Source organism: Ruthenibacterium lactatiformans, from assembly GCF_000949455.1.
In the GTDB taxonomy this organism is placed as follows: Bacteria; Bacillota; Clostridia; order Oscillospirales; family Ruminococcaceae; genus Ruthenibacterium; species Ruthenibacterium lactatiformans.
In genome coordinates, this window is sequence record NZ_JXXK01000030.1 from 1 (window position 1) to 15,849 (window position 15,849).

Here is a 15,849-nt window from a genome sequence, read left to right on the forward strand (position 1 = left end):
ACGCCTGATTGGTTTGGCACTTGCGGAATTATACCATACCAAGAACTGTTAGGGAACTACAACAGACCGCGCAAGAGGATGTTGCCATCGAAGATTATACCATACCAAGAACTGTTAGGGAACTACAACATTACATTACATCGGAATATCCGCGGCGTTATTATACCATACCAAGAACTGTTAGGGAACTACAACGAGAAGTGACGGACAGCTACACGCAGCGGCATTATACCATACCAAGAACTGTTAGGGAACTACAACGACTTTATTAAGCGCCTGCAGAACCCCGACATTATACCATACCAAGAACTGTTAGGGAACTACAACTGGTTATGTGGGTACTTCGAAAAATCCCCAATTATACCATACCAAGAACTGTTAGGGAACTACAACATGATGACAGACACGATGCTGGAGGGTTGAATTATACCATACCAAGAACTGTTAGGGAACTACAACATGCGCGGAGGTTTGATAAATGGAATATGAATTATACCATACCAAGAACTGTTAGGGAACTACAACAGCTGTGCGTTCTCAATAGAGGTGGCGGCGATTATACCATACCAAGAACTGTTAGGGAACTACAACTATGCCGGTTTGCAGATGAAAACGGTGATTATTATACCATACCAAGAACTGTTCCGGCGCGGTGCGCTTTTTAGATTTTCTGCACGGTTAAGATATACCAGATGTTGCCATAAAGGAACCAGGCTTTTTCGAGGGCCTTCTCCCGCGTTGGAGCGTTCAAAAAACGCGTAAACATTTCACCCGTCGCATGTTCTTTTCCCCATACAACCCAAGTCACTGCTTTCACCCTCTCTTTTCAAAACGCCACCCGGATATTTTCCCCGCAAAGCCTCCTGCGCAGCCGCAATCTCCAACTGCCGCGCTCGGATGCATTTCAACTTTACTATATATTTTATCTTCCAACGTGTCAAGTTTATCAACATACAGGCGTTCTTCCTTACAAACCGCCCCGTTTTTCGCCTTTTTCGTTGCCGCCAGGCCCGATCCATTCATAAAACGGACAGCCCCGCCGTACACTTCACTGGAAGCCTGCGGCGGGGCTGCAATATTCTTAAGGCAGCACCGCACAATTCACGGCTGACGCCTTAAGCGTCGCCTCGCTTGCAGATTTTCCGGCAACTGTCACAAAAATGCTCGTGAATACACAAAGTATTCGCTGCGCTTTTTGTTTAACCTGCCAAAAAACCGGCCGGCGCGATTCGACTCTTAGAATTGTGCGGTATTGCCTTAACATTCATTACCAATTCGTTACAATCGCGGCAAAATGCAAGAATCCGTCTTTTGAAAACGTATTGTGTTTCAAACGGGAAAGAGCTGTTTCCCGCGCGCCGCAGGCGTGCCGGAGCATTCAACGATCCAAGGAAAGAAGGCAGTGGAATGAAAGTGAAGCTCCCCGAACGCAGGGCCGTTTCCGGCCCCGGCAGGCAGGATGGCGGCGCTCCGGCCGCAGCGCCCCTCAAAACGCGCGGCGGCAAAACCGCACGGCGCGTTCTGCGCCGCATCGGGTATATCGCGGCGTGCTGCTGCTGCGTGGGCGTGATGCTGGCGAGCGTGGCCGCCGTGGTATTTGCCTCGTATCTGGCCCGCCTGTCCGGCACGGACGCCGACATGCCCGACCTCTATGTGCTGAAGATGGCAGAAAACTCCATCGTATATGCAGCGGACCCGGCCGGCGGCGATTGGACGGAATACGCTGTTTTTACCGGCGAAAACGACCGCGTCTGGACGCCGCTGGAGCAGTTCCCCCAAACGCTGCGGGACGCTGTCGTCAGTGTGGAGGACCGCAATTTCTGGAACCAGCGCTTCGGCATCAACCCGGGGCGCATCCTCGGCGCGGCCGTCAACGAGCTGACGGGCCACCGCCTGTACGGCAGCCGCCAGGGCGCGTCCACGCTGGAACAGCAGCTTATCGAAAACCTCACCGGCGACAGCGCCCAGAGCATTTCCGGCAAATTCAAAGAGATCTCACGCGCCATCGTAATGGCCGGGCGCTACTCCAAGGATATGATCCTGGAGGCCTACTTAAACATCGCGCCGCTCACGGGCACGCTCTCCGGCATGCAGGCCGGCGCACAGCAGTATTTCGGCAAAGACGCCTCCCAGCTCACGCTGGCCGAATCCGCCACGCTGGCCTCCATCCCCCGCAGCCCGGTGGCGTACAGCCCTTACTCCAACCCGGAAAAGCTGCTGGAACGGCGCAACTGGGTGCTGGGGCTGATGCTGGACCAGGAGCGCATCTCCCAGGCCGATTACGACGCGGCGGCGGCCGCTCCGCTGGGCGTGCGCAGCCGCGAGGAGGCCGCTGCCGCCTCCCCCAGGGGAAAGGTGAACTCTTATTTCACCGACGCTGTGTTTGAACGGCTGGCGGACGATATCATGGAAAAAGAGAACTGCGGCCGTGCCGCCGCCGTCACCCGCATCCGAACCGGGGGCCTGCGCATCTTTTCCACCGTGGACCTGCGCCTGCAGCGCATGCTGGAAGCTTTCATGGAAAACGACGGCGAGGACGGCTACTTCCCCGCTCTGTGGCGGCAGGAAGAAGCCGACACAGGCATTCCCTTCGACAGCGCCGACGCCGTTTCCTACGGAGACGACGGCCTGCCGCTGAACGCACAGGGCGAGCCGGTGTTCAGGCCGGACGACACGCCCGTCTATGAGCAGGACGGCACAACGCTGCTCCGCGGCTCCAGCGCGCAGCCCAATGCCGACGGCGTCCACACACTGGTATTTTACAGGAACATCCGCACGCAGGCCGCCGTGGCCACGATGGACTATGAAGGCCACGTGCTGGCGCTTGTGGGCGGCGTGGGCGAAAAACGGTACGACCTTTCGCTGAACCGCGCCGCCGACGTGCCCCGTCAGATCGGCTCCACAATGAAGCCCCTTGCCGCGTATGCGCTGGGCATTGAAAACGGCGTCATCAACTATTCCTCCCTCATTGCGGACGCGCCGCTCTACACCCAGCAGGACCACCGCATGCTGAACACGGAATACTGCCGCAAGCTGGGCCTTTCGCTGGACCCGGGCGACCCCGCCAACCAGGCGCGGGACGACGTTTGGCGCGCCTGGCCCACCAATTACAACGGGCCCGGCACAGGGCGGCCCGTAGTGGTTGCGGATGCGCTTGCGCAGTCGCTGAATACCGTCCCGGTGCAGATCGGCGACATGCTGGGCAAGCGCAGGCTGTTCGACTTTGCGTACGGCAGCCTGGGCCTCACCCATCTGGACCCGGAGCGGGACAACGATCTCGGCCCTTTGGTGCTGGGCAGCCAGACCCACGGCGTTACGCCCGTGCAGCTTGCCAACGCATATTCCGTTTTCCGCGACGGCGTGTACCGTCCCGCGCTCTATTACACCAAAGTCACGCTGGCGGACGGCTCCACTTATCTGGACCCCGCGCAGGACAGCTATGCCGTGCAGGCCGTCAGCCCGCAGACGGCTTATATCATGAACCGGCTGCTGCGGGGCGTGCTCACCGCGCCGGGCGGCACCGCCCGGGGCATGGCGCCCGCCGGGGAGATGGAAGCCGCCGCCAAAACGGGCACTACGACGGATTACCGCGACTTCACCTTTGTGGGCCTGACGCCTTATTACGTCACGGCGGGCTGGTGGGGCTACGACGTCCCGGCCGACCTGTCCCAGCAGGGCGTGCGCACGGGCAAACCGCTGCAGACGCTCTGGCGGGATTATATGCAGCAGGCACAGGAAGGGCTGCCCTATCTGGAATTTCCCGTGCCGGAGGGCGTCGTTGCACGCCGCTACGACCCCGCCACCGGATGCCTTATCCCCTCGGGCGGCGCTGTGGGATACTACACCGAGGACAACCTGCCGCCGGAGCAGCCCGCCCTGCCATAGCGCCGTGCCCCGCGCCGTAAGACAGGGCTTGACTTCGCTCTTTTGTTTTAGTATAATGTCAACTGCTCACTCGGAGGGCAGATCATTCACTTGGAAATGATGGGCCGGATAAGGTGACAGGCTGAGACGCCTGTTTCTTTATCCGGCTTTTTTGATGCCCGCGGGGTGTGCAAAACAACGGGAGGGATCTCAATGGATCTGCTGAAAGGAAACGTCAGGCAAATTTATTTCAGGTATCTGGGCGCGGCGTTCGGCAGCGCGCTCATCAGCTCCATCTACGGCCTGGTGGATTCGGCCATGGTGGGGCAGTACCAGGGGCCGGAGGGCACGGCCGCGCTGGCCATCGTCGCGCCGGTGTGGAACATCATTTACAGCCTGGGGCTGCTGACAGGCATCGGCGGCTCGGTTCTGCTAAGCGCGGCGCGGGGCGCGGGCAGGCGGAAAGAAGGCGACGAGTATTTTACCGCCGCGCTGGCGGGCACCGTGTTCTTTGCCGCCGTGAGCTGGCTCGCCATCGCATTTTTCGACGCGCCGCTGCTGCGCCTGTTCGGCGCGCGGGACGCGCTGCTGCCGCTGGCGCAGCAATATCTGCTCCCCGTCAAATTCGTGGTGCCGCTGTTCCTGTTCAACCAGATGCTGGCGGCGTTCCTGCGCAACGACGGCGCGCCGGGGCTTGCCACGGCGGCGGTGCTGGCGGGCGGCGTCTTCAATGTGTTCGGCGATTACTTTTTTGTGTTCACCTGTGACATGGGCGTATTCGGCGCGGGGCTGGCAACCGCCATCGGCGCGGGCATCACCTTCGCGGTGATGCTGTCCCACTTTTTCTCCCGGCGCTGCACGCTGCGGCTTGTCCGGTTCCGAAAGGCCGGAACCAAGCTGCGGCAGATTCTGACCACCGGCTTTTCCACGTTCTTTCTCGACATCGCCATGGGCATCCTGACCATGCTGTTCAACCGCCAGATCCTGCAGGGACTGGGCACGGACGCACTGGCCGTGTACGGTGTGATCGTGAACGTGAGCACCATGGTCCAGTGCTGTGCATACAGCGTGGGCCAGGCCGCCCAGCCCATCCTTTCGGCCAGCTTCGGCGCGGGCAAATGGGGACGCATCCGCGCGGCGCTGAAGTACGCGCTGATGGCCGCCGCCTTTTTCAGCGCGGTGTGGACGCTGCTCGTCTTTCTGTTTCCCAACGGGTTCATCCGCATTTTCATGTCCCCCACCGGGGACATCCTGCGCATCGCACCCGCCATTCTGCGCAGCTACGGCGTTTCGTTCCTGCTGCTGCCGCTCAATATTTTCTCCACCTACTATTTCCAGTCCCTGATGAAGCCCCGCGCCTCGTTTTCTGTTTCGGTCCTGCGCGGGCTGGTGCTCAGCGGCGCGCTGATTTATGCGCTGCCGGCCCTGCTCGGGCCCGGCGCCGTCTGGTTCGCCATGCCCGTCACCGAGGCCGTCACCGCCGTGGGCGTGTGCGTGCTGATCGTCCGGTATACCCGTCCGGCGCCGCAAACGCCGGAATAATGCACAGCGCACAAGGCCCCGGCTTCTCTGTCGGGAAGCCGGGGCTGTATTTTCTGTTATTCCTATTCCTCCGCGCGCCCGCCGGGCTTTTCCAGCGCCGCCCTGCGCGCGGCCAGAATCACATCCCGCGCCCGGGCGGCAAGCGGGGCTTCTGCGGCGGGCGTACCCTCCAGCGGATAAGGGATGCCCAGCGCGTCGTACTTGGAACGCCCCATCGTGTGATAGGGCAGCACGTCCAGCGCCCGGACGTTGGGCAGCGACGCAAGAAGCGTCCCCAGCGCGTTCCAGCCTGCCTCGCTGTCGGTAAGGCCGGGCACAACCACATGGCGTATCCATACGGGCACCTCTTTTTGCGCCAGATAGCGGGCAAACGCAAGGATGTTCCCATTTTCACGTCCGGTCAGCCGCCTGTGGGCGGCCGGGTCGGTTTGCTTGATGTCCAGCAGCACCAGGTCCGTAACGGCGCACAGCGCGTCGAACTGCGCCAGCGCCGCCGCGTCCTCCGGCCGGAACGTGGCGCCCGAGGTATCCAGACAGGTGTGGATGCCCCGCCGCTTTGCCTCCCGGAACAGCGCGGTCACAAATTCGATCTGCAGCAGCGGCTCTCCGCCTGTGACGGTGATGCCGCCTTTCCGGTAAAACGCCTCGTTGCGGGCGTATTGCGCCAGCAGCTCCTCCACCGTGGTTGGCACGCCGCCGCCCGGGTCCCAGGTGTCCGGGTTGTGGCAGTACAGGCAGCGCATGGGGCATCCCTGCAAAAACACCACGAACCGCACGCCCGGGCCGTCCACGGTGCCGAAGCTCTCCACCGAATGGACGCGGCCCGTTACTTGCGCGGCCATCTCACATCGCCTGATGGAAGGTGCGGGAAATCACCTCGTCCTGCTGGGCCTTCGTCAGCTTGATGAAGTTCACCGCATAGCCGGAAACGCGCACGGTGAGCTGCGGATACTTTTCCGGATGCCGCTGGGCGTCCAGCAGCGTTTCTTTGGTGAATACATTCACGTTCAGGTGGTGTCCGCCCTCGGCCACATAGCCGTCCAGAAGGCTGACAAGGTTGTCGATCTGTCGTTCGTTTGCTTTCATAAACAGGTTCCTTTCTCTGCTGTGCCGCTTTTTCAGCGGCTTTTATGCCCAGCCCGTTTGGCCGGTGCGTTGCAGGCTTCGGCCGCGCCTTCGCCGCAGCAGGCGGCGCAGCGGGTCTCCTGCGCTTCGCCCTCGCCGCCGGTGACGCGCATGCGGCCCCCGCCGTTTTTCATAAAGGCATCGATGCGCTCCACCAGCGCGTCGATCTGCCGTTGCTTTTCCTGTTCCGTCATGGCCGCCGCCTTTCTCTCAATGCTCCGCCTCAAACTCGGGCATTTCCACCTCCAGGTCGCCCGCGAAGATCCGGTCGTCCTTGCCCAGCGCCCCCGGTACGATGGAGAAGGTATTGGAAATGCCGTCCTGCGCGGCGCTGAAGGGCAGCTTCGCCACAGAGGCCAGGCTGGCCACCGCGCCGTGGGTGTCGCGGCGGTGCATGGGGTTCGCGCCCGGCGCGAAGGGCTCGCCCTTTTTGCGGCCGTCCGGCGTGGAGCCCGTGTTTTTGCCGTACACCACGTTGGAGGTGATGGTCAGGATCGAAGTGGTGGGGATGCCGCCGCGGTAGGTGTGGTTGCCCTTCACATAGCTCATAAAGGTATCCACCAGCTCCGATGCGATGCCGTCCACCCGGTCGTCGTCGTTGCCGTACTTGGGGAAGTCGCCCTCCACCTCGTAATCCACCACGATGCCGTCCGCGTCGCGGATGCATTTCACCCGGGCGTACTTGATGGCCGAGAGGGAATCCGCCACCACGGAAAGCCCCGCGATGCCCGTGGCGAACCAGCGGGTCACCTTCTTGTCGTGCAGCGCCATCTGCAGCTTTTCGTAGCAGTATTTATCGTGCATATAATGGATGATGTTCAGCGTGTTCACATACACCTGCGCCAGCCACTTCATCATGTCCCGGTACTTTTCCATCACGTCGTCGTAATCCAGATAATCCCCTGTGACGGGACGGTACCTGGGCCCCACCTGCTTTTTGGTGATCTCATCCACACCGCCGTTGATGGCATACAGCAGGCACTTGGCCAGGTTGGCGCGCGCACCGAAGAACTGCATCTCCTTGCCTACGCGCATGGAGGACACGCAGCACGCGATGGCGTAATCGTCGCCATGGGTCACGCGCATCAGGTCGTCGTTCTCGTACTGCACGCTGGACGATTCGATGGAGGTTTTCGCACAGAAGCGCTTGAAGCTTTCCGGCAGACGGGTGGACCACAGCACCGTCAGGTTGGGCTCCGGCGCGGTGCCCAGATTCTGCAGCGTGTGCAGGTAACGGTAGGACATTTTGGTGACCATGTGCCGCCCGTCGATGCCCACGCCGCCGATGGATTCCGTCACCCACTGCGGGTCGCCGGAGAACAGGTCGTTGTATTCGGGCGTGCGGGCAAACTTGATGAGCCGAAGCTTCATGATGAAGTGGTCCACAAACTCCTGGATCTGCCGCTCGGTGTAAACGCCCGCCGCAAGGTCGCGCTGGGCGTACACGTCCAGGAACGTGGAGGTGCGGCCCAGGCTCATGGCCGCGCCGTTCTGCTCCTTTACCGCCGCAAGATACCCGAAGTACAGCCACTGGATGGCCTCACGGGTGTCCTTCGCCGGACGGGAGATATCGAAGCCGTAGATCTCCCCCAGCTTTTTCAAGTCGTCCAGCGCGCGGATCTGCTCGCTGAGCTCCTCCCGCTCGCGGATGACGTCGGAATACATGATGACGCGGGTGGTGTCCTTCTGGTGCCGTTTGTCCTCGATCAGCCGGTCCACGCCGTACAGCGCCACACGGCGGTAATCGCCGATGATGCGGCCCCGGCCGTAGGCGTCCGGCAGGCCGGTGATGATATGGCTGGAGCGGCAGGCCCGCATTTCGGGCGTATATGCGTCGAACACGCCCGCGTTGTGCGTTTTGCGGTGTGTTGTAAAAAATTCCACGACCTCCGGGTCCACATGATAGCCGTTGTCCTCGCAGGCCTTTTGCGCCATGCGGATGCCGCCGTAGGGCATCAGCGCCCGCTTGAAAGGCTTTTCCGTCTGAAAGCCCACGATGGTCTCTTTCTCCTTGTCCAAATAGCCCGCCGCGTGGGAGGTGATGGTGGAGATGACGCGGGTGTCCATGTCCAGCACGCCGCCCGCCTCGCGCTCGGCTCTGGAAAGCTCCAGCACCTGCTGCCAAAGCGCCTTCGTGTCCTCCGTCGGCCCGGCAAGGAACGCGTCGTCCCCGTCATAGGGTGTATAATTTTTCTGGATGAAGTCCCGGACGTCGATTTCTTTTTCCCATACGCCGGGCACAAAGCCGGTCCATTCGTTTCTCATGCATAGCCCTCCGCTTGTTTCTGCCGGGCCGCGCGGCACATCCGCGTTTTCCGGTCATGTCTATTATACCATTTTAGTATAGTTTGTCAAGACGCCGACCCTTCTCCCTGCCGGCGCGCGGCAGGGATGCTTTTCTTGACTTTCCGGATAGAGTATACTATGATTTCCCCAAACGGTCTGTTGTTATTCCAACAAAAGGAGGGGCGCCATGGACTTTTTATTTCTCTCTCAAACCGCGCTGTTCCGGGGCTGCTCCCCCCGGGAAACCGCCGATATGCTGCAATGCCTGCGCGCCGAGCGCCGCGTTTACGAGAAGGACCGCGTCATTTGCCATGCGGGGGACACCGTGGAAGCGCTGGGCCTGGTGCTCTCCGGCGGCGTCAACATCGAGAGCGTGGACGTCTGGGGCAGCCGGAGCATTCTGGGCCATGTGGGCCCCGGGCAGGTTTTTGCCGAAACCTATGCCTGTCTGCCGGGCGAACCGCTGATGGTGGACGCCGTGGCGGCCCAGCGCACCGAGGTGCTGTTTTTGAATACGGCGCGCCTGCTGCGCACCTGTCCCTCCGCCTGCGCCCACCATGCGGCGCTCATCCGCAACCTGCTGGCCGTGACATCGCAGAAGAACCTCGCGCTCTCCCGCCGGATTTTCCACACCTCGCCCAAAACCATCCGCGGGCGGCTGCTGTCCTACCTTTCCGCCCAGGCGCTGCGGGAAAACAGCCGCAGCTTCGCCATTCCCTTCGACCGCCAGCAGCTGGCGGATTACCTTGGCGTGGACCGCAGCGCGCTTTCCGCCGAGCTGGGCCGGATGCGCGCGGAAGGCCTTATCCGTTTCCGCAAAAACGAATTTGAGCTGCTGCGCGAGCCCTGAGCACGGCTTGCAGCGGCCGTAAAAAGAAAGTACAATAATAGAAGCAAAGAAAGGGGTGGCGCCATGAGCAAAAAGCGCGAGGAGCTTCTGGAGCAAATATGGGCTGCGCAGGACACCGCCTATGACCTGATGAGCGAATACGATTCCCTGCCCCATTCCTACGGTGAAAATGTGTTGTACCAGGCGGAGGCGCATCTCATCGACCGGATCGCCCTTCACCCCGGCGTCACCGTCACCGACCTTGCAAATATGGTGCGCAAAACGCCCAGCGCCTGCTCCCAGCTCGTGCGCAGGCTGCGGGACAAGGGCTGGGTGGAACAGGTGCGCAACACCGCCAACAACCGCCAGGTAATGCTCCGCCTCACCCCCGCCGGGGAGCATGTATACCGGGACCACGCCGCCTTCGACAAGCAGTGCCAGGCGCTGACCTTCCGGCGCCTGGAGGGGTTCACCGAGGCGGAGCTCGCCACCTACCTCTCCATCCAGCGGCGCATCAACGAGGCCTATGCGGACGACGTGCGGCGCAGCCGCGAATACTTCACCTGAAAGCGCACAGCGGCGCTTCGTCAGGGTGTGCAAAAACACGCGCGGCTTTTGTTAAAAAGGACGAACCATATAAAAAAGAAGCGCTCCCCCTTGCACGCGGCCCTGTGCGGTGTTATTATGAAGCTGCTTAACATTTAAGCTGCTTTACAGCAGTATTTTCAACGCCCGTTCCGGCGGGTGAAAGGAGCAGGAGCATATGAAATACGATTTTACCAGTATCATGGACCGCCGCGGCAAGGACGCCATCGCCGTGGATGCACTGGGCGCGCCCGGCTTCGCACCCGGCGCTCCGAAGGAGGGCTTCGACGCCATTCCCATGTGGGTGGCGGATATGAACTTCCCCACTGTGCCCACCATTCCCGAGGCCATCATCGCCCGCGCCCGGCATCCGGCCTACGGCTATTTTTCTCCCACGGAGGAATATTTTGCTTCCATCATCCGCTGGCACGAAACGCGCAACGGAGTCACCGGCCTGACAAAGGAGTGCATCGGCTATGAAAACGGCGTGCTGGGCGGCGTTGTCAGCGCGCTGAACATTTTCTGCTCCCGCGGAGACAATGTCCTGCTGCACTCCCCCACCTACATCGGTTTTACCCACAGCCTGGAGAACAACGGCTACAACATCGTCCACAGCCCGCTGGTAAAAGACGAAAACAATGTCTGGCGCATGGATTTTGAGGACATGGAAAAAAAGATCGTGGACAACAGGGTCCACGCCGCCGTGTTCTGCTCGCCCCACAACCCCTGCGGCCGCGTGTGGGAGCGCTGGGAGCTGGAGCGCGCCATGGAGCTGTACAAAAAGCACGATGTAATGGTCGTGTCCGACGAGATCTGGTCGGACATCATCCTCGGTGGGCACAGGCATATCCCCACGCAGAGCGTCAGCGAGGACGCCCGCAGCCGCACCGTTGCCGTATACGCCCCCTCCAAAACGTTCAACCTGGCGGGTCTTGTGGGCAGCTACCACATTATTTACAACCCCGTTCTGCGGGACCGCGTGGAGAAGGAAGCCTCCCTGTCCCACTACAATTCCATGAACGTGCTCTCCATGCACGCGCTCCTCGGCGCGTACCGGCCCGAAGGCTACGAGTGGGTGGACGAGCTGTGCCAGGTGCTGACGGCCAATGTGGATTTCGCCTGCGACTTTATCGCCCGCCGCTTTGAGGGCGTGGAGGTCTCCAGGCCCCAGGGCACCTACATGCTGTTTCTGGACTGCACCCGCTGGTGCGAAGCCCACGGCAAGAGCATTGAAGCGCTGCAGCGCGCCGGCTGGGACGTGGGCGTGGCCTGGCAGGACGGCCGTCCCTTCCACGGCCCGTGCCACATCCGCATGAATCTGGCGTTGCCGCTCTCCCGCGTGCAGGAGGCCTTCCGCCGCCTGGACGAATACGTGTTCAACGCCTGACGGCCGCCCTTCGCCGCATGCCCGCCGGGCGGGATAAAGGGCCCCTCCCGCGGGGCAGCAAAAAGCAATTTTTAAAGGGCAGCCGTTCAGGCTGCCCTTTATAATTATTTGAATGCCGCGCAGACGCTTGCTGTTGGATGCGGAGCATGGTATATTGGCATCCGCACAGAGAATTGGAGGGAATAAAAATGGACCAAAAGCAAAGGGCACGGTTGGCTATATTAAAATCAGTAAACGCTCAACATATAAAAGAATCGGAATGGAACCGGAACACTTTATTGCAAGAATGTTTTCATTCGTTAGAAAGGTATCAAATCCTTAAAGATGAAAAAGAGATTGCTCAAATTGTAAAAATCATTAACACCAATGACGCAAAACAAATGAGCCATTGTGAAAAACCAATACCTCTGGAAAACCGTGATTATTATGTAGTTTGGGACAGTGCACAATTACCAGTCATTAAGTGCAACGGAAAGAGCATTCTATCAAGTTGGGACGATGTAGTGGCAGTCGCATTTGATACTCGCATCGTTGATGCAGAAAAAGAGCAAACATTTTTAATCAGGGGGTAGAACCCTAGGCTTGTTCATGGAGCATAAAATATTTGTGTGCTTTTCTAAACAATAGCATGACTTCTATCGCCCGGAAAGGCAATGAGCCCGCATAAAAAACAAAATCCCTTTGGGCGGGAACACAGCCGCTCAATGCGGCGCCAAAAAAGCGAATGCCGGCAGGTTGCGCAAAACGCCGCCCGCCAGCAGCACGCCCACGGCCCCCCAAAGCAGCGCCCTTTCCCACCGGCGCACAGAGCCGTCCCCCGTGCGGACATAGCGCACGGCGTGCACCGCGCCCCAAATGGTACCGGGAAGCAGCAAAGCAAGCAGAACCGCGTTTGCCCGCAGCGCGCCCGGAAGATCCAACCGCAGCAGCGCCAGCCCCATGCGGGACGCGCCGCACAGCGGGCACCAGAGCCCAAGCGCCGCATGGATGGGGCACGCCGGGCCGCGCCCTGTAAGGCCGACCCACAGCGCATACCCCGCGCACAGCAGCACAGGCGGCAGCAGCCACCGGGCCAGCCGGCGCATGCGCGCACGCTCCTCTTTTTTCACCCATGCACCCCTCCCTTTCCGCCTGTTCTGTTCCGATTATAGTTTCGTCCGCCCGGCGGTGTCAAGGAGGTGCGGAGAAAACGAAAAACCATATTGACTTTTACCGCCGCAGTATGGTAAAATATCATTCGCGGCACAAACGCCGTACAGATAAGCGAGGATGGCGGAATCGGCAGACGCGCACGTTTGAGGGGCGTGTGGTTATACCATGCGAGTTCAAGTCTCGTTCCTCGCACCAAAAATGGAAAGACCGTCGACTTATGTCGGCGGTCTTTCTATGTATTGTAGTTTTGATAATTTATTATCTTTTCGATTTACTTGGCACAAGGTTCCCTTTTGATTTAGATTTAGATAAAATGGCATCGGCGCAAAGTTGCGTTAATGGTTCACCAATGGCTGCTTTATAATTAAAACCCAACAATTGAATTGCTTTTAATGTATCTACACTTATTAATTCTTTCATCTGCTCAAATGTTTCTATCGGTGCATTAGGACTCATAATTTTAAAAAGCTCAAGTAGACGTTCTACTGTATTATGAAGATGTTTTATATCATCATCACTTATTTCAATTCGATCCAGCTCTGTTTTATAGACCTGAGCAATTCGGATAGCTTCTTCTCGTTCTGAAATTAACTCGTTTACAATTTCATCATAAGTCGAGCGTATGCGCTCGACATTTTTTCTTCTTTTATTGCTTTAATCTTTGTATTGACTGCTGAAGCAGTTCCTTTTACTGCAAGAGCGGTCAAGGATGTCCCCATTTCGACCAATGCGTTTGTATATATATTATCCATAACTATGCACTCCCTATCTACTGCTAAAATGATTAAGGCAATTTTAGCATGGGGCATCATTTTTGTAAATACAGCTTGCTGATTGCCTATAAACTATTGATACGATTGGGTCTTCCCAAGTCCTATAATTACACTCCGACCATAGAAAAGACGTCACGACCATGTGGCGTCTTTTTTCTTTCGCCCTTTCCGAAAATAGCCCCCCTTGCCGGCAACGTGTGTTGTTCATAAAACAGCAAACAGGCACAGCCGCTTGCACGGCTGTTCTTGTATTTTATCCAGTCGGCTGATAATATGGAATTGAACAGAACTACAAATCCAAATTTGGAGGTGAGCTAATGGGAATTAATATTGAGCAGACACGCCAGTATTATACGGAAATCAAAACAGAAGATTTGTGCGATTGCGATTATTGCAAGAACTTTTATTTGCAAGTAAAAGAAGCATATCCTCTTGTCGCTGATTATTTGAATGCGTTGGGTGTTGACATTGAAAAGCCTCTTGAGACTTCTCCATTAGAACCTGTGAATGGAATGTTGGAGTATTGCGTATGTCAATATGTCGTGTTTGGCAAAACATCTGGTGAATTGGTAAAAAAAATCGGGAATGTAGAATTAGGGGTTGCAACCTCATATCCCAGAACAAATATACAGAGAGAACATTTTGTGATAGACATTTATCCAATTAAGCTAAATTGGATTATGTGAAAGAACAGGAACTTCCCGTTTGCCGAACCGGCAGCCGCATCCCTTTCGCCGCTTTGCGGCTGTCCTCCCGGTGCAAAAACGGCGCGGCCATGAAGGCCGCGCCGTTTGTTCATTTTGCGGTCTTTCGCCCCCGTCTGCAAACGGCGGTTCCGGTTTGGAAAGACAGCTTTCTTCTATTGCCTGCGCCGCCGTTCGCTCCCTGCGGGTAAGCCGGCCCGCGCTTCGCTGCAGTGCAGCGCCGTGTGCACGCCGCAGCACAGCAGCGGGAACACCGCCGCCAGCAGCAGGCCCGCGCGCAGCGCCCCAGACTCCCCCGCGGCCCCCGCAAACACCGTGCCGGACGCCTGCGCCCAGTCCGCCGCGCGGCCCACGCAGAACGCCCCCAGGGACGCGCCCACATCGCCGCCCGCGGAAAGCAGCGCGAACATGGCCGCCCCCGCGGAGGGGATGCGCCGGGACGCAAGAATGATCGCGCCCGGCCACAGCAGGCTGACGCAAAGGCCCGTAAGCCCGCAGGCCAGCACCCCCAGCAGAGGGCTTGGTGCAAGCGCGCAGACCACGTACAGCACGGCGGCCGCGCCGCTGCCGCCGATGAGCAGCCGGTGCAGCGGCACGCGCGCGCCCAGCGCCGCATAGCCGCTGCGCCCCAGCGCAAGCATCAGCGAGAAAAAGCACACGCCCCACACGTCGCCCGCCAGCTTTGGCAGCTGCAGGCCCTTTTCCAAAAAGGCCGACGCCCACTGGGCCATGGTCACCTCGGCCGCGCCGCCCAGCACGATGGCCGCCAGCAGCGCGTAGAACACGCCTTTGCGGGCCAGCGCCCGCAGCGGCAGGGGCGGGGCGCCGCCGTTTTTGCGGGCCAGCGGCACGCGGCAGAACAGCACGGCGCCGGCCACGGGCGGCGCCGCCCACAAAAGCACGATCCATTGCCAGCGCGCGGCGCCCCACACCGCCAGCAGGCCCGTGGTGGCCAGCACCACGAAGATCTGCCCCCAGGCGAAAAACGAGTGCAGCATGCTCATGCTGCGGGCCTTGCGCTCCTCCGGGATGGGCAGCGCGTCCAAAATGGGGCTGAGCAGCAGCTCCTGCAGGCCGCCCGCCGCGGCGAACAGGAACATGCCCGCGCAAAAGCCTGCAAAGGGCCTCTGGGGGAACAGTAGGGGGGCGGCGGCAAACAGGCCCAGCCCGGCCGCGCTGACGAGGGGAGCGGCCACGGCAAACGGGCGGAAGCCGTATTTTTCCACCGGCTTTGAGAACAGGACGTCGGACGCGACCTGCGTGATGAAATTCAGCGAGACAAGGATGCCGAAATCGGTAAAGCTGAGGCCGTACAGGCCGCGCAGCGGCACGTACAGAATGGCAAAGCAGCTGCCCACAGCCTGAAAAAAATTCGCAAAGCAGCAGGCCCACAGCGTGGAACGGTACCGTGCTTCCATAACAAACGCGCTCCGTTTCTGTTGTTGGATGGTGTTTTGTTTGTTCCCGCGCCGCGGGAAAAGGACAGGGGCCGTCCTGCGGTGCGGGCCGCTGCGCCCGCGCCCATTTGGCAGGACGGCCCCGGGGTTGGCCTTACAGCCGCGCTTTTCAGGCTGTCCGGAAGGCGGCGCGCTCAAGCCTACG

At 59.4% G+C, this 15,849-nt stretch carries 16 protein-coding genes, 1 tRNA gene and 1 CRISPR repeat array; of the genes, 8 read left to right on the forward strand and 9 right to left on the reverse strand.

Annotated features, from left to right (window positions below; genetic code table 11):
- The first annotated feature begins 27 nt into the window (after positions 1-27).
- A CRISPR array of direct repeats spans positions 28-591; the repeat unit is 36 nt; unit sequence ATTATACCATACCAAGAACTGTTAGGGAACTACAAC.
- Between the two features lie 222 nt (positions 592-813).
- Entirely contained in the window at positions 814-1,023 is a 210-nt protein-coding gene (locus tag TQ39_RS15680) for a hypothetical protein (protein ID WP_133304192.1), read from the reverse strand.
- Between the two features lie 384 nt (positions 1,024-1,407).
- Between TQ39_RS15680 and TQ39_RS15685 the strand changes: the two genes are divergently transcribed.
- Positions 1,408-3,885: a transglycosylase domain-containing protein gene (locus tag TQ39_RS15685; RefSeq protein WP_050006242.1), complete on the forward strand. Its 2,478-nt coding sequence runs from the start codon at positions 1,408-1,410 to the stop codon at positions 3,883-3,885.
- A 192-nt stretch (positions 3,886-4,077) separates the two neighbouring features.
- Positions 4,078-5,406, forward strand: coding sequence for an MATE family efflux transporter (locus TQ39_RS15690; RefSeq protein ID WP_050006243.1), 1,329 nt, complete (start codon positions 4,078-4,080; stop codon positions 5,404-5,406).
- Positions 5,407-5,468: 62 nt separating this feature from the next.
- Here the strand turns inward: TQ39_RS15690 and pflA are convergent, their stop codons facing one another.
- The 4 genes from pflA to pflB are packed head-to-tail and all read right to left on the reverse strand — an operon-like array spanning position 5,469 to position 8,796.
- Positions 5,469-6,248 (reverse strand): pyruvate formate-lyase-activating protein, encoded by a 780-nt coding sequence (pflA, locus tag TQ39_RS15695; RefSeq protein WP_050006244.1) that lies wholly within the window; start codon positions 6,246-6,248, stop codon positions 5,469-5,471.
- 1 nt (position 6,249) lies between these two features.
- Positions 6,250-6,492 (reverse strand): autonomous glycyl radical cofactor GrcA3, encoded by a 243-nt coding sequence (gene grcA3 / locus TQ39_RS15700; protein ID WP_009324321.1) that lies wholly within the window; start codon positions 6,490-6,492, stop codon positions 6,250-6,252.
- Between the two features lie 32 nt (positions 6,493-6,524).
- Positions 6,525-6,725 (reverse strand): hypothetical protein, encoded by a 201-nt coding sequence (locus tag TQ39_RS15705; RefSeq protein WP_009324320.1) that lies wholly within the window; start codon positions 6,723-6,725, stop codon positions 6,525-6,527.
- 16 nt (positions 6,726-6,741) lie between these two features.
- Positions 6,742-8,796, reverse strand: coding sequence for a formate C-acetyltransferase (gene pflB, locus TQ39_RS15710; protein WP_009324319.1), 2,055 nt, complete (start codon positions 8,794-8,796; stop codon positions 6,742-6,744).
- Positions 8,797-9,004: 208 nt separating this feature from the next.
- On the opposite strand from pflB, the gene TQ39_RS15715 reads away from it, so the two are divergent.
- The 4 genes from TQ39_RS15715 to TQ39_RS15730 all read left to right on the forward strand — a co-directional run bounded on the left by TQ39_RS15715 (position 9,005) and on the right by TQ39_RS15730 (position 12,190).
- Positions 9,005-9,667, forward strand: a complete 663-nt coding sequence (locus TQ39_RS15715; RefSeq protein WP_050006245.1) for a Crp/Fnr family transcriptional regulator — start codon at positions 9,005-9,007, stop codon at positions 9,665-9,667.
- 63 nt (positions 9,668-9,730) lie between these two features.
- Complete coding sequence (locus tag TQ39_RS15720) at positions 9,731-10,213, forward strand: MarR family winged helix-turn-helix transcriptional regulator (RefSeq protein WP_009324317.1); 483 nt, start codon at positions 9,731-9,733, stop codon at positions 10,211-10,213.
- 196 nt (positions 10,214-10,409) lie between these two features.
- The gene (locus TQ39_RS15725) at positions 10,410-11,618 is read left to right on the forward strand and encodes a MalY/PatB family protein (protein ID WP_050006246.1); all 1,209 of its coding nucleotides are present in this window, start codon (positions 10,410-10,412) and stop codon (positions 11,616-11,618) included.
- 188 nt (positions 11,619-11,806) lie between these two features.
- Positions 11,807-12,190, forward strand: a complete 384-nt coding sequence (locus tag TQ39_RS15730) for a CDI toxin immunity protein (protein ID WP_050006247.1) — start codon at positions 11,807-11,809, stop codon at positions 12,188-12,190.
- A 129-nt stretch (positions 12,191-12,319) separates the two neighbouring features.
- On the opposite strand, the gene TQ39_RS15735 is transcribed toward TQ39_RS15730, so the two are convergent.
- Positions 12,320-12,727, reverse strand: a complete 408-nt coding sequence (locus tag TQ39_RS15735; RefSeq protein ID WP_050006248.1) for a DUF2752 domain-containing protein — start codon at positions 12,725-12,727, stop codon at positions 12,320-12,322.
- A 154-nt stretch (positions 12,728-12,881) separates the two neighbouring features.
- Between TQ39_RS15735 and TQ39_RS15740 the strand changes: the two genes are divergently transcribed.
- Positions 12,882-12,965: transfer RNA gene (locus TQ39_RS15740), tRNA-Leu, on the forward strand.
- Between the two features lie 63 nt (positions 12,966-13,028).
- Here TQ39_RS15740 and TQ39_RS21465 read toward each other — a convergent pair.
- Together TQ39_RS21465 and TQ39_RS21470 are read right to left on the reverse strand one after the other, a co-directional pair.
- Positions 13,029-13,226: a hypothetical protein gene (locus TQ39_RS21465; RefSeq protein WP_207641407.1), complete on the reverse strand. Its 198-nt coding sequence runs from the start codon at positions 13,224-13,226 to the stop codon at positions 13,029-13,031.
- A gap of 140 nt (positions 13,227-13,366) precedes the next feature.
- A complete protein-coding gene (locus TQ39_RS21470; protein ID WP_207641408.1) occupies positions 13,367-13,522 on the reverse strand; it encodes a hypothetical protein in 156 nt (51 codons plus the stop codon).
- Positions 13,523-13,860: 338 nt separating this feature from the next.
- Here TQ39_RS21470 and TQ39_RS15745 point away from each other — a divergent pair, with 338 nt between their 5' ends.
- On the forward strand, positions 13,861-14,229 hold the full coding sequence (locus TQ39_RS15745) for a hypothetical protein (RefSeq protein ID WP_050006249.1): 369 nt from the start codon (positions 13,861-13,863) through the stop codon (positions 14,227-14,229).
- Between the two features lie 173 nt (positions 14,230-14,402).
- On the opposite strand, the gene TQ39_RS15750 is transcribed toward TQ39_RS15745, so the two are convergent.
- Positions 14,403-15,665, reverse strand: coding sequence for an MFS transporter (locus TQ39_RS15750; RefSeq protein WP_156146363.1), 1,263 nt, complete (start codon positions 15,663-15,665; stop codon positions 14,403-14,405).
- Between the last annotated feature and the right edge of the window lie 184 nt (positions 15,666-15,849).

Excerpts from the sequence above, each read along its gene's own strand:
- TQ39_RS15725 (WP_050006246.1), top strand. The coding sequence starts at position 10,410 with ATGAAATACGATTTTACCAGTATCATGGACCGCCGCGGCAAGGACGCC.
- TQ39_RS21465 (WP_207641407.1), bottom strand. The coding sequence starts at position 13,226 with ATGAGTCCTAATGCACCGATAGAAACATTTGAGCAGATGAAAGAATTA.
- TQ39_RS15730 (WP_050006247.1), top strand. The coding sequence starts at position 11,807 with ATGGACCAAAAGCAAAGGGCACGGTTGGCTATATTAAAATCAGTAAAC.
- TQ39_RS15705 (WP_009324320.1), bottom strand. The coding sequence starts at position 6,725 with ATGACGGAACAGGAAAAGCAACGGCAGATCGACGCGCTGGTGGAGCGC.
- pflA (WP_050006244.1), bottom strand. The coding sequence starts at position 6,248 with ATGGCCGCGCAAGTAACGGGCCGCGTCCATTCGGTGGAGAGCTTCGGC.
- TQ39_RS15690 (WP_050006243.1), top strand. The coding sequence starts at position 4,078 with ATGGATCTGCTGAAAGGAAACGTCAGGCAAATTTATTTCAGGTATCTG.
- TQ39_RS15685 (WP_050006242.1), top strand. The coding sequence starts at position 1,408 with ATGAAAGTGAAGCTCCCCGAACGCAGGGCCGTTTCCGGCCCCGGCAGG.
- grcA3 (WP_009324321.1), bottom strand. The coding sequence starts at position 6,492 with ATGAAAGCAAACGAACGACAGATCGACAACCTTGTCAGCCTTCTGGAC.
- TQ39_RS15745 (WP_050006249.1), top strand. The coding sequence starts at position 13,861 with ATGGGAATTAATATTGAGCAGACACGCCAGTATTATACGGAAATCAAA.
- TQ39_RS15750 (WP_156146363.1), bottom strand. The coding sequence starts at position 15,665 with ATGGAAGCACGGTACCGTTCCACGCTGTGGGCCTGCTGCTTTGCGAAT.
- TQ39_RS15720 (WP_009324317.1), top strand. The coding sequence starts at position 9,731 with ATGAGCAAAAAGCGCGAGGAGCTTCTGGAGCAAATATGGGCTGCGCAG.
- pflB (WP_009324319.1), bottom strand. The coding sequence starts at position 8,796 with ATGAGAAACGAATGGACCGGCTTTGTGCCCGGCGTATGGGAAAAAGAA.
- TQ39_RS21470 (WP_207641408.1), bottom strand. The coding sequence starts at position 13,522 with ATGGATAATATATATACAAACGCATTGGTCGAAATGGGGACATCCTTG.
- TQ39_RS15715 (WP_050006245.1), top strand. The coding sequence starts at position 9,005 with ATGGACTTTTTATTTCTCTCTCAAACCGCGCTGTTCCGGGGCTGCTCC.
- TQ39_RS15680 (WP_133304192.1), bottom strand. The coding sequence starts at position 1,023 with ATGAATGGATCGGGCCTGGCGGCAACGAAAAAGGCGAAAAACGGGGCG.